Consider the following 14,551-nt stretch of genomic DNA (forward strand, 5'->3'; position numbering starts at 1 on the left):
GGGTGATGGCGGCACCTGCCCACCCCCTTCGTCGTCTCTTCCTTGCGTATCTCGTCCCGATATGCGCGGTCGCTCCTCCTCGGGCCCGGGCAGGTGGCACTCATCACGCGGGCCACGGGGGTTATCCGGATAGGCTCTAAGGTGTTTCTTTTCCGCCACACCCAAGGTTAAATAGTGTGTGTTAGGAGAACAAGAAGGAATCTGGTGTCTTGTAGCCGCGATGGGTCATCGCGGGGGCTGGAAGGGGAGAGGAGAAAGGAGACCGCGATCACCGATCGCGGCTACAGCTCACTTATTTCCTACCACCACTCCGGTCAATGGGGGCAGGATCAGGGTCATCTTGCCGTTGGCAAATTCGAAGGAGGTGGCCTTTTCAGTGTTGCGGCTGCTGAAGAGCAGTCCGGTTTTCTGCAGCAACGGGCGGGCGCTTTCGGGGATCTCCACTTTGATCGTTTGGGTGGCGTCACTCCTGTTCCAGGCAACCACGGCGGCCGCATTTTTTGACTGGCGGAGGAAGACCAGGCAGTTTTCTTTGTCGAAGGCCCCTAGGACGGAAAAATCACCTTCCCGCAGAACTGACGTATTACGGCGCAGGGCGATGGCTTCTTTGTAAAATCGGAAGAGATCGCGTTCGAAGTTGGCATCATCGGGTTTGCGGGGATTGCCCCGCGGATCGCGGGTCTGCGGGTCGAACTTTAGATCTTCCCAGACCATGGGCATGCGGCAGTCGGGGTCGCCGCCGCCCCACATGCCGGCTTCGGTCCCGTAATAGAACATGGGAGCACCCACGAAGGTGACTTGGAAGAGGGCCACCAGTCGCTGGATGGCGCGCTGGCGTTCGTTCGGCTTTTGCAGCTGATGGCTGGACGATCCGGCGTTGTTGTTGGTGTTGAAGTCAATATGGTTAGGATCCTGGTATTTGATCAACTCGCCGTTCACACACATCGAGGCCACGCGGTCGGTGTCATGGGAATCGATGAGGTTTTGCATGGCTGCGGCGATGGCAGGAGGAAGGGCCTTGCGGCGCTCGTCGATCATGGCGGCGAAACGCGACGGAGGGATGTGGTTGTCGATGAGGTGGCCTTTCACAGGGATGGCGCATCCATGGTAATTCATTGCCGCTGTGAAGCCGCCGCGGTGGATGAGTTCCAAGGGGTTGCTCCAGACTTCGGCGCTGGTGTAGGCTGCGGGGTTGATGCGGCGAACATGCTCATGCCAGTCGGCCCAGAACTTCGGGGGCAATTCGTCGGCCACGTCCAATCGCCAGCCGTCAATGCCGTCCTTGGCGTTGCCGTCGCCGTCCGGGTCCATCCAGCGACGGGTGGCTTGGAAAATGTAGGACTTGGGGTCGGGATGCATGTCCCGGCCATCGGGCGTCTCGGCGTAGACGGGCAGCGATTTGTGCCCCCACCATCCGCGGTAGAAGAATTCATTGCGAGCCGTCGCCGGGTCGTCGAAGGCCAGGACTTCGTACCAATCCTTGTAGGGTGAGGCCTCCTGCTTCTGGCGCAGGTTTTGGAAAGCAAAGAAGTCGCGGCCGGAGTGGTTGAAGACCCCGTCGATGACCACACGGATGCCGCGTGCGTGGGCTTCTTTGAGCAGTTTGAGGAAGAGTTGGTCGGCCTGGGTCCAGTGCCAGGTGGCGGGATCGGCGGTTTCCTGGTCCATCAGGGCCAGGTCCCCTTTGGGATCCGGTCCGAAGTAGGGGTCGATGTGGTGGTAGCTGTTCCCGTCGTATTTGTGCAGCGAACGGGCGTAGAAGACAGGGTTGAAATAGAGGGCGTTGACTCCGAGTTCGGCCAGGTAATCGAGCTTGTTGATGACCCCTTGGAGATCTCCGCCATAACGGCGGTCGAGCATGCCGTTTTTGTAAAAGGTCTGGGCAGGCTGGGTATCGCCCGGTTTGTCCATGGCTTTTTCCCAGGCGGCACGTTCATACCAGTCGGCCGTCCATCGCATGATGGCCCAATCGCGACCCGGACGGATGGGCCAGACCAGGGAATCCCGCGTGGGGTTGTTGGCCGGATCGCCATCGCGGAAGCGCTCTGGAAAGATCTGGTACCAGATGGCGTCGCGCGCCCAGGCGGGAACCTCGGCAAAGGTTTCTTCCGCCCTCAGGGGAGATGTGAACAGGGTGAGGCAAAGCAGGGTGGGCCAGAGCGGCGATTTCATCAAGTGCGACACTATGCTTGAGGGCGCGGGCAGGGGCAACTGCGGGACGCGGACATTTTCTTGAACTGTTCAATGACTCTGTGGCGCAAGACCTTTGACAGTAAAAATGCTTAAGCCTATAGAAGATAGTGACCGTTACTTCTGGGGATTTCACCCTGGTTCGCTGGCGGTCAATAAAACGGATGAAAACATTTTGGCTCAGCGCAAGCATCGTCTTTCTGGCAGTTTTACCAGTCAAAGCCCAAGTGGCTTCCGACAACGCCTCTAATTATGCTTCCTGGATCAGTGGCTCCAATGGAGGAACAGGATTCGGGGCTTGGAATTTGTATACCTCCGGAAATGGGAGCACGGGATTTTTCAGGGCCAGCAGCGTGGGTGACGGATTCGGCAACACGGACACCTCGGGCAATTCCTTCGGGATGTTCGGCAATCCGGCTGGCCTGACCTATGCCAACGCCGAGCGTTCGCTGTCCACCGCGCTGGCCATTGGTAATTCCTTCTCCATCAATCTGGCCATCGCCTTCCGCAACGGCAACAAAGGCATCTCGTTGTTCAACGGTGGTGGTTTTTCCTCGGAGGTGTGGAATTTCAATGTCGGCGGCGACACCTATTCCGCAGGGGGCGCGGGTCAAAGCTGGGCCTACAGCCAAACTTCGGTCTTCAGCCTGACCGCCACCCAGACCTCTGCCACCAATCTTTTTGTCCAACTCCAGCGCGGCTCCGATCTTTACACGAGCAATGTGACGGTGGGTTCCGCCCTGACCGGCTTCCGTCTGTATGTCGGTTCCACCGACGACGGCAACGCCCTCAACAATCTTTACTTCAACAACCTCAGTGTGGTCCCCGAGCCTTCCACCGGTGCCCTTCTCCTCGGAGGTATGGTGGTGTTGGCCGGGCTGCGTTGCTCGCTTAATCGCTCCCGCAGTTCTTCCTAAATCGAATAATTCACATCAACCCATCCACCATGAAAAAAACCAACCTGAACCTCCTCGCTCTTCTCTTCGCCTTCCTCGCTTGGACGCCTCAGCTGCCTGCGGCCACCGGTGTCTTTGGAAGCTACATCGGCATCAACCCCGATGGCGCGGGAAATTCCTGGTATGGCACCCAGGAGTGGGGAACCAACAACATCCAGGATTTCCAGGGGGCCAACTTGGGCACCTTCGACTACACCCTGGATACCCTGCAAATCTCCGCTTTCCAGGTGCAAACATTCAAGAGTGGCGCGGGAGACGTGACGGGTATCCAGTTGCAATACCGGGTTTACCGACAGGGGAACACTCCGGGCTCGTTCAATCTCGTCAACGGGGGCTTCCTGGCCAATGCCTCCTTTGCTTCGGCCGCGGGCAACACGGCCAGCGGTGGCGGCGACCAGAATTGGGGCGTCAATCCAACCGCCACCCTGGGCAACCTGCTTTCCGGAATATCCACCAACGGCCTTTACAACGTCGAAGTCTTCTACCGGGCCACCACCAACGAGGGCGACCGCTTCTCCAACAATGGCGGTTCCAATTACATCGCCAGCTTCACGGTCATTCCGGAACCTTCCACTTATGCCTTGTTGGCCCTTGGCATGGCGGGTTTGGCCTGGCTGCGCCGCTCCTCCAAGATTTGATCCCCGAGTTGTGTTTGTGGTGATTCCGACAACCCCGGCCCGGTGAGGGTCGGGGTTGTTTTTATGCCGGGGCCTTGATCGGAGATGGGCCCGTTGAGGCATCCTTTTGTTTTTCTATGTGGGCAATATCGCTGCTATCCGTGCTTCTCTTGAGTCCTCCAGGAGGGGATTCCGCCGGCCCGGTCTGCATAGGCCCTTTGCACGGCCAACCTTTTTATTTCATGATCCGGCTGTCGGCCTTTTGCCCGAGGGAAAACCCTGCCCAGAGTGCGGCCTTCGGGCAGGCGGTGGAGGCCTTCAAGAACAAGGATTACCAGCGGGCATGGGGAATTCTGGACGGACCTTTGAAGGCGACCGAAGATGCCGAAATCCTCAATCTCTGTGGTGCTGTTCTCACCGAATGGGGACGCCGCAACGAGGCCCGGCCTTATTTCCTCAGAGCGGTGATGCTCCGTCCGGCCCATTTTTGGTCCCGCTACAATCTGGCCGAACTGGACCTCCTGGATGGAAAAACAGCGGCCGCGCGCGAGGGTTTTCGTTCCCTCAAATCAGGCATATTGGGTCAGGACGATCTGCTGGATCTGAAAATCATCCTGACCTTTCTGGCCGAAAAAAAGCCGGACGACGCCGCCAAGGTTTTGCAGGCCATGCCAGATCCTCCAGTTTCAGCCGCAGGTTGCCTGGCTCATGCCGTCGTGGCCTTCCGCTTTGGGGAAATGGGCAGTTTCCGTCGTTGGCGCCAATCCGCAGAAACCCAGTTTCCTACCCAAATGGGTGAATTTCTCCGTCGCACGTTGATGGATTCAGGCTTCGGTTCTGACTTTTGGCAGACCCCTGAATTTTAATGGATGAAAATGGGATCGAGGGTCGTTTCTGTCCTACAAACGTCATTTTTGGGAAGATCATAAGCATCACATAAACAATGATTTATGTGTCTATAATGGCGCTTGAACGGTTTAATCATTTTGCTGGCATAGCCTTTGACAAAAGTGGCTGGAAGATATAAAAAAACCACTTGCAACATTTAACTACCGAGCAAACTTGCCTTTTCGGTCATACCCAAAAAGGGTGATTCGGAATGGCAGTCAGCCCAGTTGTTAAAAGTCAGACAGAATATTTGCCGAAATCCGCCAGGAAACAAAATATGAAACAACCAATCTACCCAACGGCCAAGCGTACCATTCTTTTTGCCCTGCTGGCCTGTTCTCTGACTCACCTCTCGCTGGCCGGCAACACTTGGACCGGCGACGGTGCCAATGCCAACTGGAGCGACAACAACAACTGGGGCGGGGCGGCTCCAGTCTACGGTAACCTGACCTTCACGACGGGCGGCACCCAAGGGACGACCTCGACGAACAACAACATCACGTCGATGAATTCCCTCATCTGGACCGGTTCGAGCTCCTGGGTCATGAACGGCAACGTCACCCTGAGCCTTTTCGACAACGGTGGGGCCCCTTCCAAGATCGAAAACCAGAGCACCGGCTCCGTCACCATCAACGCCCCGATCACCTTTGCCGCCAACAATGGCGCACCGCCCAATCCCTTCGGCGAGATCAATGCCGTCAACGGAAACATCACCTTTTCCGGAGGCACCCTGACCATCAATGGCGCATCGGTCAACGGCATCAAATTTTGGGGCGGCAGCGGACGCGATGTCACCTTCGCTAACACCGTCGCGGCCTCGGGCAAGTGGCTGGCCACCACCGGCAGCGCCAGCATCACCATCGCCAGCGGGGCCAATGTGACCGCCGCCAATGTCTACATCATGAATGGGGGCACCCTCAACCTCTCCGGCGGCACCCTGACCAACAACTCCACCACCGGCATCCGCCTCGGGGGCGACTTCGGCACCACCACCAACCAGAACCAGACCCAGGGCGGCACCCTGGCCCTGACCCCGCTCAGTGGTGGGGTGACCTTCGGCAGCCTGATCAACTCCGTGGCCGGCAACACCTCGAACAACCTCGTCATCGACTCGCGCAACACCAGCGGAAACAACTCCCTCACCGGGGGGGTGTTCCTCGACAGCGACCTGAGAATCCAACAGGCCGCAGGTGGCAACCTCACCTTCTCCGGCGGCACCTTCGACATCAAAAACCGCAGCCTCACAATCAATGCGGCAGCGGGTGGCACCGTCACCATTGCCCAAGCCCTGACCAGCACCCTTGGGGCGGGCGGCACCTTGGTCAAACAAGGCAACGGTACTTTAATCCTCTCCAGCACTTCGAACACCTACACCGGCACGACCAGCAGCACCCTCAACGCGACCGGTACCCAGATCAACGGCGGTGTGCTCGCCATTTCCGGTGACACCAGCCTTGGTTTGGCCCCCACCGGTGCCTACAACAACATCCAGTTCACTGGCAACGGCACGCTCCGCGACCAGACGACCAACATCACCCTGAATGCCAACCGCAACATCCTCGTCAACAGCGGGGTGGTGGGCACCCTCGACAACAACGGCAACACCTTTGCCGTCAATGGTGTGGTCAATGGCGGCGGTGGTCTTAACATAACCGGTAATTCCACCGGCCAGGTGACCTTGGCTGGCAACTCGACGTATTCCGGGGGGACTACGGTAGGGGCGACCCGGCTGGCTGTGGGAATTTCCTCAACCGCCAACGCGACCAACGGAATTCTTGCCGGTGCCACCGGCACAGGCAACCTGACCCTCAATGATGGAGCCACGTTGATCGCCTCGGGTGGCAGCAGGGATTTGTTTGCTGGTCGCATCGATCTCGGCGGGAACATCACGATCGGCACCGGGCCCTCCTCCAACCGCCTCCAGGTCGGTGGCCAGTGGGATTTGGGCAACACCACCCGGACCATCACCTTGACGAAAAATGCCTCGGGTTTCGGTTCGGGCCAGGAAGGTCTCCGTCTCATTCAGATCACGGGCGGTGCCACCCCGGTCGTGGGCAATGGCACGCTGAGCATCCAGACCACGAGCAGCGGTGGAAATTACTCGGTTTTCACCATCGGAGCGACCACCAATTTCACCAACAATGCGGGACTGATCATCGGCAGCAATGTTGCCACCACATTCGGCACGGGAACTCCTTTTGGATCCGGCACGAACGCCCCCGCGCTCACCGTGCAGACGGGTGGTATATTCAACATGGCTGATGGTGGAGGTGCCACGCGGAGCATCGAAATTTACTCGCTTTCCGGCGGTGGGAACGTGACCACCCTCAATGGCAACACCACGGCTACCGGCACCCTGACCATCAACAACGGCAATTCCCAGACCTACTCGGGTCAAATCAGCAACGGATCCAACAGCACTGTGGCCATCACCAAGACTGGGGCAGGAACCCAGACTTTCTCCGGAGTCAACACCTACACCGGCAACACGACGATCAACGGGGGCACCCTGGCCCTCAGCGGCAGCGGCTCCATCGCCAACAGCACCCACGTCAACGCCAATGCCGGTTTCGACATCTCCGGCCTGAGCGGTGCCTCGACCTCGGTCAATTCCCTCTCCGGCAACAGCACCGGCTCGATTGTCCTTGGTTCGAAGAATCTGACGCTCGGCGCGGGCAACAGCACCGGCGCCAGCTTCGCCGGGGTCATCAGTGGTTCGGGCGGTTCGGTCACCAAGAACGGCGCGGGCAACCTGACGCTCACCGGCAGCAACAGCTACACCGGTGCCACCCAGATCAACGGCGGCACGGTCGTCCTCAGCGGCAATGGTGCGCTGAGCTCCGCCACGGATGTGACGAACAACAGCGGTTTTAACATCTCTGGCATTTCCGCCTCCTCCACTTCCATCGGTTCGCTTGCCGGCAGCGGCAACGTCACCCTTGGTGGCAAGACCCTCCAAGTCGGCGGCAACAACGCCTCCACCGTCTTCAGTGGAGCCCTCAACGGCTCGGGCGGCGGTCTGACCAAGGCAGGCAACGGCACCTTCACCCTCTCCGGGTCCAACGGCTACACTGGGGCGACCAGCGTCAATGGCGGTACCCTGCTCATTGACAGCACCGGCACGATCAATGGCACCAGCGGCGTCGCGGTCAATACCGGCGCGGTCTTCCGCTACAACAGCTCCACCACCTACACCGGCGGGGCCATCAGCAACAACGGTGGGTCGGTCACCGGCTCGGGCAACCTCGGGGCCCTGACCCTGGGTGGCAACGGCAGCGTCGATCCGGGCAACAGCCCCGGCATCCTGACCGCGGCCAACACCAATCCGACCGGCGGGCTGGATTACAATTTCGAGTTCACCGCCACCGGTGCCCCGACCTGGAGCAACGCCACCGGCAGCGTCAACGACGTCCTTCGCCTCACCACCGGCTTCACCGCCGATCTGGGGGCAGGCAACGCGGTCAACATCTACCTGGCCGTCAGCAGCCTCGGCAACGGCGATATCTTCCAAGGCGGGTTCTTCACCGACAACAGCGCCGACTTCCTCTCCAGCATCCAGAACGGCACCTACGCATTCTATGTGCAGGGTGATAATGGCGGCAGCAACACCTACAATGGCGTCAATTACTACACCCTGGCCCAATACAACGCCTTGGTCAGCGGAAGCTACACCCTTGATCTGAGCACGGTCCAGGTCAGCTCGGCCAACTTCTCCGGTGGCACGGTCAGCAACGGCTACGTCATGCAGTTCTCCACCATCCCCGAGCCTTCCACCTACGTCATGCTCGCCGGTGGCCTGATCAGCCTCATGGTTTTGCGCCGCCGCGCCCGCAAATCCTGACTTTCCAACCTGCATGTTTGGGTCACAAAAACCCCGGCCAGATACGGCCGGGGTTTTTTGATGGAGGCGATCCGAGTTCCCAAGGTGGAGTGGACCCTCCGGGCACGCTTGTCTTGATCACTTCTGGAAAAACCAGTGTGCCCGCCCTGTACCGCCATGGCGTTGGCGACAGCGGAAGAGCCCGCCCCACTAAAAGCCTTTAACTTCCCTGATTCAGTTGATTTGGAATAAAGGAACTCGGGGAATGCGCCATCAACCGGGATTTCCGGCGAAGCCTTCTTTGGCCACGGTGGGACCGTTGCTCTCTTCGTCGAACTTCGGCAGTTTGGTCGGCGCCGTTTGAAAAACCGGCAGCACGGGGCCGGCATTGCCGGGACGTGAAGGATATTCCACTCCCTTTTCCTGGATCAGCAGAAACATCGCCAGATCGATCCCGGGGACCTCGCCCATAAGGATTTCAATCGGATAGCTCCGTCCCGCGCTCAAGCGGAACCACTCGCCGCCCATGAGCGACCAATCGTGGGTGCCGACCCGCACCCGCCCGACTTGTTCACGGTCAGCCCCCATTTGCCCGGGAATTTCCATGATGCTGCCGTTCAGCACCAGCTTGCGATCGAGCCGCACCGCGAGGATGTCGTCCCCGCAGCCGACAAAGCGGAAATTCCCGCTTTTCGGGGCCACGAACTGTCCTTTGTAATGAACCAGCCAGCGGGTGGGCCGCACGTCGCGGTCGACATCGAAGGCCTTGGGTGCTTCGGCCGCCTGCATGGTGGGGATGAAAATCTGGGTGGTGTGGAGGGCGTTGCGGGCGCGGTAGTAATCCTTCAGGTCGTTCTCGTCCCAACGGTCGAGGAACTTGGCCACGGCCTGGACAAACAATTGGTCCTTTTGCCCATTGTCACCCGGCGCGTTCGGACTCATGGGGGTGTCCTTGCCCTTCGGATCCTGCTTCAAGTCGTAAAACTGGCCCACCAGGGTCTCATTCCCACCCCCCCGGGAACCGAAGAGCGTTCCCAGACTGCGCAACCCGCCCGGCCCGGCGCCTTTGCCTCCACCGCCCGAGCCTGTGCCCTGTTGGCCTGCCCCGGTCCCGCTACCCAGCACAGGCATGGTGGTTGAGGGTGCCCCCACCGCCGGTGGAAGACTGAAAGCCTGTTGGGTCGCCGTTGAGACCAGGATGTCCGAAGGAGTGGCGGCTTCGCCTTCCGCTCCGGTAGCCGAGGTGGTGGTCATTTCATTGACCACCTGGGGTGTTTCCGGCTGGTCCGCTGGATCGGCTTCCGGAGCCATGACGGCCTCGTCCAGTCCATTGTCGATCCCGACTTCTACTTCAACAAAGGACTTTTTCGGGATGATTTTTTCGACGATGACGTAGCCCCCCACGACCATGAGGACCGACCCGTGGATGAGAACCGAGAGGGCCAGGGCGCCCCAGGTGGCTCTGCCGGGTTTGGCCGGTGAGTCGGTGGACTTCTTCGTCGGAAGCGTGCTCATCAGTTGATCCCAACATAGCCCGGGGTGAGGGGGGATAAAGCAGGAAAACGGAGGCCGCCTGCGGCAGGGCTTGGCACGGCGATCAAGGCCGGGCATCCTGAAATGGTGACGTTTTCCCGGAATGACGCCGATTTCTTTGTCCCCGACGGCACCCCACCGGATCAGGCCCTCGCCCGCACCACCCACCTGGGCATTGGGGCGCACCAGGACGACTTGGAGATTTTCAGTTTCAGTGGTATCGCCGAGTGTTATGAGGCCGGTGGCGGCACCTACACCGGGGTGGTGGTGACCGATGGCGCGGGCAGTCCAAAAACTGGCGGGGCCAGGGGCCGCTCCCCCGAGGACATGGTCGCCGACCGTCGCATGGAACAACGTCGCGCCGCCGAGATCGGGCGATACAGCTGTGTGATCCAGCTGGGCCATCCCAGTGCCACCGTCAAAGACCCCGATCGCCTTGAAGTCGTGGACGATCTCGCTGCCATCCTACGGACGGCCCGGCCTCGCGTGCTTTACCTGCACAATCCGGCCGACAAGCACGACACCCACGTTGCCGTCCTGCTCCGTTCCTTGTCCGCCCTCCGAAGCCTGCCGCAGGCAGAGCGTCCGGAAAGGGTCTATGGTTGCGAGGTCTGGCGGGGACTGGACTGGCTGGCCGATGAAGACAAGCAACCGTTGGATGCCGGCATTCACCCGGAACTGGCCGCCCCCCTGCTGCAGGTTTTTGTCTCACAAATAGGTGCCGGAAAACGCTATGATCTGGCTGCCCTTGGGCGTCGGCAGGCCAATGCCACTTTTTTTGAACCCCGTGCGTCCGACCCTTCCGGGGCCCTGGTCTTCGCCATGGATCTTACCCCCCTGGTCAGGGACGACACACTTTCAATCGAGACGCTCACGCGGCACCATCTGGAAAAATTCCAGCAGGATGTCCTCACTCGCCTGGCCCGGTTTTCCTGAGCGCCGTCCGGCTTCTGCCGGACTATGCTCGGCAGGGGGTGAACGCTTCGCGTTTGAGCGCTGAACCGTGTTCGGGTCAAGGGGGGGCGTTTTGCTTTCGCAAAAGTGCGGTCCCGCCGTCGCTGAAGCTATGGCGGGGCAAGCGAGAGGAATTGTCCCGCTTGGAAAGCGGGACGGTGCGGAATGCCCCCTTGCGGCGTTGCTGGTTGACGAACGCTTCGCGTTTGAGTGCTGAGCTGCGTTCGAGTCAATGGACGACGTTTTGCTTTCGCAAAAGTGCGGTCGAGAGGACTCGAACCTCCATGGTTTTACCCACTAGAACCTGAATCTAGCGCGTCTGCCAATTTCGCCACGACCGCGACGATGAATCATCGAACGTAAAGATTTTTTCCTTTTTGTCGATGGGATTTTCCATGACACCCCGCCTTCTTGCGCAATGATAGGTTGGTGAGTTTGTCGCAGTTCCTGCTCGTTTGTGCGAACGTCTACTTCTTCCTTGGCCTGGGTCTTTACGTCCAGATGCGCAACGGTCCCATCTTCGCCCTCAGTTCGTTGGGAGCGCTTTTTATCCTGCTCGGGGCCTGGTGGCCGGAGGCGCACACGGATGGGTTGGTGGCGGCTTTTTTTCCGGGGGCGGTGGCGCTGGTCTATTTGGTCGGCGCGATGGTGTGTTTTGGTCGTTCGGAAATCCGTCCCGATTTCTGGGGCAAGGGATTGGCCATGGTCCTGATATCCGCAGTGGGTCTGGCCGGGGCTGCCTGCGCACTCCTACTGGAGTGGCCTCACGCAGTCGGGCCTTAGCCGGGAAACGAAGTTCACCGCGAAGTGCGCGAAGGACACGAAGAGAAACGCCTGGTCAAAAAGGCATGATCAATCAATCGAAATACATTTCAGTTGTATCAAGGCTCACCGATCGGCGGGTGGATTTTTTGCCAACCTTAACCCGTAAGTCTTCGCGGACTTCGCGCTCTTCGTGGTGAGTCAAACCATCGTTACCGCTTAAAACTCGAAGCCGACCAAGGCAATGCCGCCGAAGGGCTTGCGGTCGTGGGCTTCGTCGCCGATCCTTCCGTCGCGGGCGATGTTCGGGGTCAGGGTCTTCTGGCCCAATCCGGCCGAGCGGGGGGCAAAGGGACTGATCACTTCCAAGCCGCGCTGCGACATCATGACCACCACGCCGCTGCCTTTGGCACCCCGCAATTCCTCGGGCTTGCCCGGTCGCAGTTCGCGGACATCCCGGCCGGTGGCCGGAGCTGAAAAATCACCCCCGCTTTGGGCTGACAAGGTCAGGGCCGGGGAAGCAAGCAGGGCGGTCAGGGCAAAGAGTTGGAAAGCTTTCATAAGACTACTCTAAATTTGCGGGCAAAAATGTCAACGCACGCGCTCGACATGCCCCGCTGCGGGAGTAACGATCAGTCATGCGCGTCCTTGGCATCGACCCCTCCATCCGCTGCACCGGATATGGGATCATCGAACTGGTGGCGAAAAAGCCCCGGGCGGTGGCCTTTGGCAGCATCCCGGTGCCCGCCCGCGTTTCCCAAGGCCCCGCTCTTCTCGAGATTGTGCGCGTGCTGCGAGGGGTCATCGGCGAGCACCGTCCGGACGAAGCGGCGATGGAAGCCATCATTTATGCCCAGAGCCTCAAGACCGCCATCGTGATGGGTTCCGCGCGCGGAGCTGTTTTGGTGGCCGTGGCCGAAGCCGGATTGCCGCTGGTCGAATACCCCTCCCGCCTGGTCAAAAAGGCCGCCACGGGATTCGGGGCCGCGCAAAAGGCCCAGGTCGGCTTCATGATGCGGGCCATGCTGGGGTTGACGTCCACGCCCCAGGCCGATGCGGCGGACGCCCTGGCCGTGGCGCTGACCCATCTCCAGCACCGCCAAAGCCGGAAGGCGGATGGCAGATGACGGATGACAGCGGAGCCCGGTCGCATTAATCTGGCGGGAAGATGATTGCGTTTCTCAAAGGCAACGTGGCCGAGGCCTTCCCCAGCCGGGTCTTGTTGGACGTCCAAGGGGTGGGCTACGAAGTGCAGATCCCGCTTTCCACATTCGAGAAATTGCCCTTGGGCCATGCCGAGGTGACGCTCCAGACGGTTCTGGTGGTGCGGGAAGACGCGCATGTGCTCTACGGATTTTTCAGCCGTTCGGAGAAAGATCTTTTCAACCTTCTGGTCAACCATGTCAGTGGCGTGGGGCCGAAGCTGGCGCTGGCCGTTCTCAATGGCTGTTCTCCCGCCCAATTCCGCGGCGCGGTGGTGGCCCAGGATGTGGCGTTCCTTTCCCGCATCAGGGGTCTGGGCAAGAAAACGGCCGAACGCATCGTTCTCGAATTGAAGGACAAAATGGGCGTCACCGAAGCCTGGCCCCAGGCGGGCAGCGGGGCCGCGGCCACGCCGCAGCAACAAAACCTCAGCGATGCCGTGCTGGCCCTGATGAGCCTGGGTTACAAACAGGCCGATGCCCTGGCCGCGATTGAAAAAGCCGGACCGCAGGATTCCCTGGAGGCTTTGGTGCGCGAGGCCCTCAAACGCCTATGAAAGAACTGCCGCCAACACCGGGTGATCCGACCGCACGCGACGAGGTCTTCCAGCAGACCCTGCGCCCCGGCACGCTGGATGAGTTTGCCGGACAGCCCAAGATCAAGGAACGGCTGGAAGTCATGATCCAGTCGGCGCGCATGCGCGGGGAGGCACTCGACCACATCCTGCTCAGCGGGCCGCCGGGCCTGGGCAAGACGACCCTGGCCCACATCCTGGCCCAGGCCATGGGGGTGCAGATCAAGATCACCTCCGGGCCCGCCTTGGAAAAAGCGGGCGACCTGGCCGGTCTCCTGACCAACTTGGAGGCCAACGATGTGTTGTTCATCGACGAAATCCACCGGCTCAACAAGGTCATCGAGGAATACCTCTATCCGGCGATGGAGGATTACCGCCTGGACATCGTCATCGACCAGGGTCCCAGCGCACGCAGCATCTGTCTCAACCTGCCCAAGTTCACCCTCGTTGGCGCCACCACCAGGCCAGGTATGCTCAGTGCCCCGCTCCGTTCCCGTTTCGGTATGACCAACCGGTTGGAATACTACGACGCCCCCACGCTCCAGGGTATCATTGTGCGCTCGGCCGGTTTGCTGGAAATGGAAATGGTGCCGGAAGCGGCCTTGGAAATCGCCCGCCGCTCCCGCGGCACGCCCCGTATTGCCAACAATCTCCTCCGCTGGGTGCGCGATTTCGCCCTGGTGCGTAACGAGGGAAAAGTCGACCGGGAATCTGCCGACGCCGCGCTCAGTATGCTGGAGATCGACGCCCACGGGTTGGACGAAATGGACAAGCGCATTTTGGAGACGCTCATCGTGAAGTTTCAGGGCGGTCCGGTCGGCCTCAGTTCGCTGGCGGTGGCCGTCGGGGAGGAGGCCGGGACGGTGGAGGAGGTGCATGAGCCCTACCTGATCATGGAAGGATACATCAAACGCACCCAACAGGGCCGGGTGGCACTGCCTTCGGCCTATGAGCGACTGGGTTTGAAGCCGGGTTCCGGGGAGCGACAGGGCAATCTCCTGTAGCTGGAACTGAAACTACTTTTCCATTTTCATTTCTGGTCGGACCGTTAGCC

12 protein-coding genes and 1 tRNA gene are annotated in these 14,551 nt (G+C 60.1%); 9 read left to right on the plus strand and 4 right to left on the minus strand.

Annotated features, from left to right (window positions below; genetic code table 11):
- Positions 1-288 precede the first annotated feature (288 nt).
- Positions 289-2,172: a glycoside hydrolase family 13 protein gene (locus tag SFU85_11855; protein ID MDX6767471.1), complete on the minus strand. Its 1,884-nt coding sequence runs from the start codon at positions 2,170-2,172 to the stop codon at positions 289-291.
- A gap of 182 nt (positions 2,173-2,354) precedes the next feature.
- On the opposite strand from SFU85_11855, the gene SFU85_11860 reads away from it, so the two are divergent.
- From SFU85_11860 to SFU85_11875, 4 genes are all read left to right on the plus strand, one after another.
- On the plus strand, positions 2,355-3,107 hold the full coding sequence (locus SFU85_11860) for a PEP-CTERM sorting domain-containing protein (protein MDX6767472.1): 753 nt from the start codon (positions 2,355-2,357) through the stop codon (positions 3,105-3,107).
- 29 nt (positions 3,108-3,136) lie between these two features.
- Positions 3,137-3,784, plus strand: a complete 648-nt coding sequence (locus tag SFU85_11865; protein MDX6767473.1) for a PEP-CTERM sorting domain-containing protein — start codon at positions 3,137-3,139, stop codon at positions 3,782-3,784.
- 221 nt (positions 3,785-4,005) lie between these two features.
- The gene (locus SFU85_11870) at positions 4,006-4,629 is read left to right on the plus strand and encodes a hypothetical protein (GenBank protein MDX6767474.1); all 624 of its coding nucleotides are present in this window, start codon (positions 4,006-4,008) and stop codon (positions 4,627-4,629) included.
- Between the two features lie 299 nt (positions 4,630-4,928).
- Positions 4,929-8,492, plus strand: coding sequence for an autotransporter-associated beta strand repeat-containing protein (locus tag SFU85_11875; protein MDX6767475.1), 3,564 nt, complete (start codon positions 4,929-4,931; stop codon positions 8,490-8,492).
- 252 nt (positions 8,493-8,744) lie between these two features.
- Here SFU85_11875 and SFU85_11880 read toward each other — a convergent pair whose 3' ends face one another.
- Positions 8,745-9,986, minus strand: a complete 1,242-nt coding sequence (locus tag SFU85_11880; GenBank protein ID MDX6767476.1) for a hypothetical protein — start codon at positions 9,984-9,986, stop codon at positions 8,745-8,747.
- Positions 9,987-10,088: 102 nt separating this feature from the next.
- On the opposite strand from SFU85_11880, the gene SFU85_11885 reads away from it, so the two are divergent.
- Entirely contained in the window at positions 10,089-10,940 is an 852-nt protein-coding gene (locus SFU85_11885) for a PIG-L family deacetylase (GenBank protein MDX6767477.1), read from the plus strand.
- Positions 10,941-11,217: 277 nt separating this feature from the next.
- On the opposite strand, the gene SFU85_11890 is transcribed toward SFU85_11885, so the two are convergent.
- Positions 11,218-11,299: transfer RNA gene (locus SFU85_11890), tRNA-Leu, on the minus strand.
- A gap of 88 nt (positions 11,300-11,387) precedes the next feature.
- Between SFU85_11890 and SFU85_11895 the strand changes: the two genes are divergently transcribed.
- On the plus strand, positions 11,388-11,741 hold the full coding sequence (locus SFU85_11895; GenBank protein ID MDX6767478.1) for a hypothetical protein: 354 nt from the start codon (positions 11,388-11,390) through the stop codon (positions 11,739-11,741).
- A gap of 198 nt (positions 11,742-11,939) precedes the next feature.
- Here SFU85_11895 and SFU85_11900 read toward each other — a convergent pair whose 3' ends face one another.
- Entirely contained in the window at positions 11,940-12,281 is a 342-nt protein-coding gene (locus SFU85_11900; GenBank protein ID MDX6767479.1) for a hypothetical protein, read from the minus strand.
- 77 nt (positions 12,282-12,358) lie between these two features.
- On the opposite strand from SFU85_11900, the gene ruvC reads away from it, so the two are divergent.
- From ruvC to ruvB, 3 genes are read left to right on the plus strand one after another with little or no spacing between them, the layout of a single operon-like run.
- Complete coding sequence (gene ruvC, locus SFU85_11905) at positions 12,359-12,847, plus strand: crossover junction endodeoxyribonuclease RuvC (GenBank protein MDX6767480.1); 489 nt, start codon at positions 12,359-12,361, stop codon at positions 12,845-12,847.
- Between the two features lie 41 nt (positions 12,848-12,888).
- Positions 12,889-13,479, plus strand: coding sequence for a Holliday junction branch migration protein RuvA (ruvA, locus tag SFU85_11910; protein ID MDX6767481.1), 591 nt, complete (start codon positions 12,889-12,891; stop codon positions 13,477-13,479).
- On the plus strand, positions 13,476-14,501 hold the full coding sequence (gene ruvB / locus SFU85_11915) for a Holliday junction branch migration DNA helicase RuvB (GenBank protein MDX6767482.1): 1,026 nt from the start codon (positions 13,476-13,478) through the stop codon (positions 14,499-14,501). Before ruvA ends, ruvB begins: the two co-directional genes overlap by 4 nt.
- Positions 14,502-14,551: the final 50 nt, after the last annotated feature.

The organism is Candidatus Methylacidiphilales bacterium (assembly GCA_033875315.1).
Classification (GTDB): Bacteria; Verrucomicrobiota; Verrucomicrobiia; order Methylacidiphilales; family CAZTYG01; genus JANRJG01.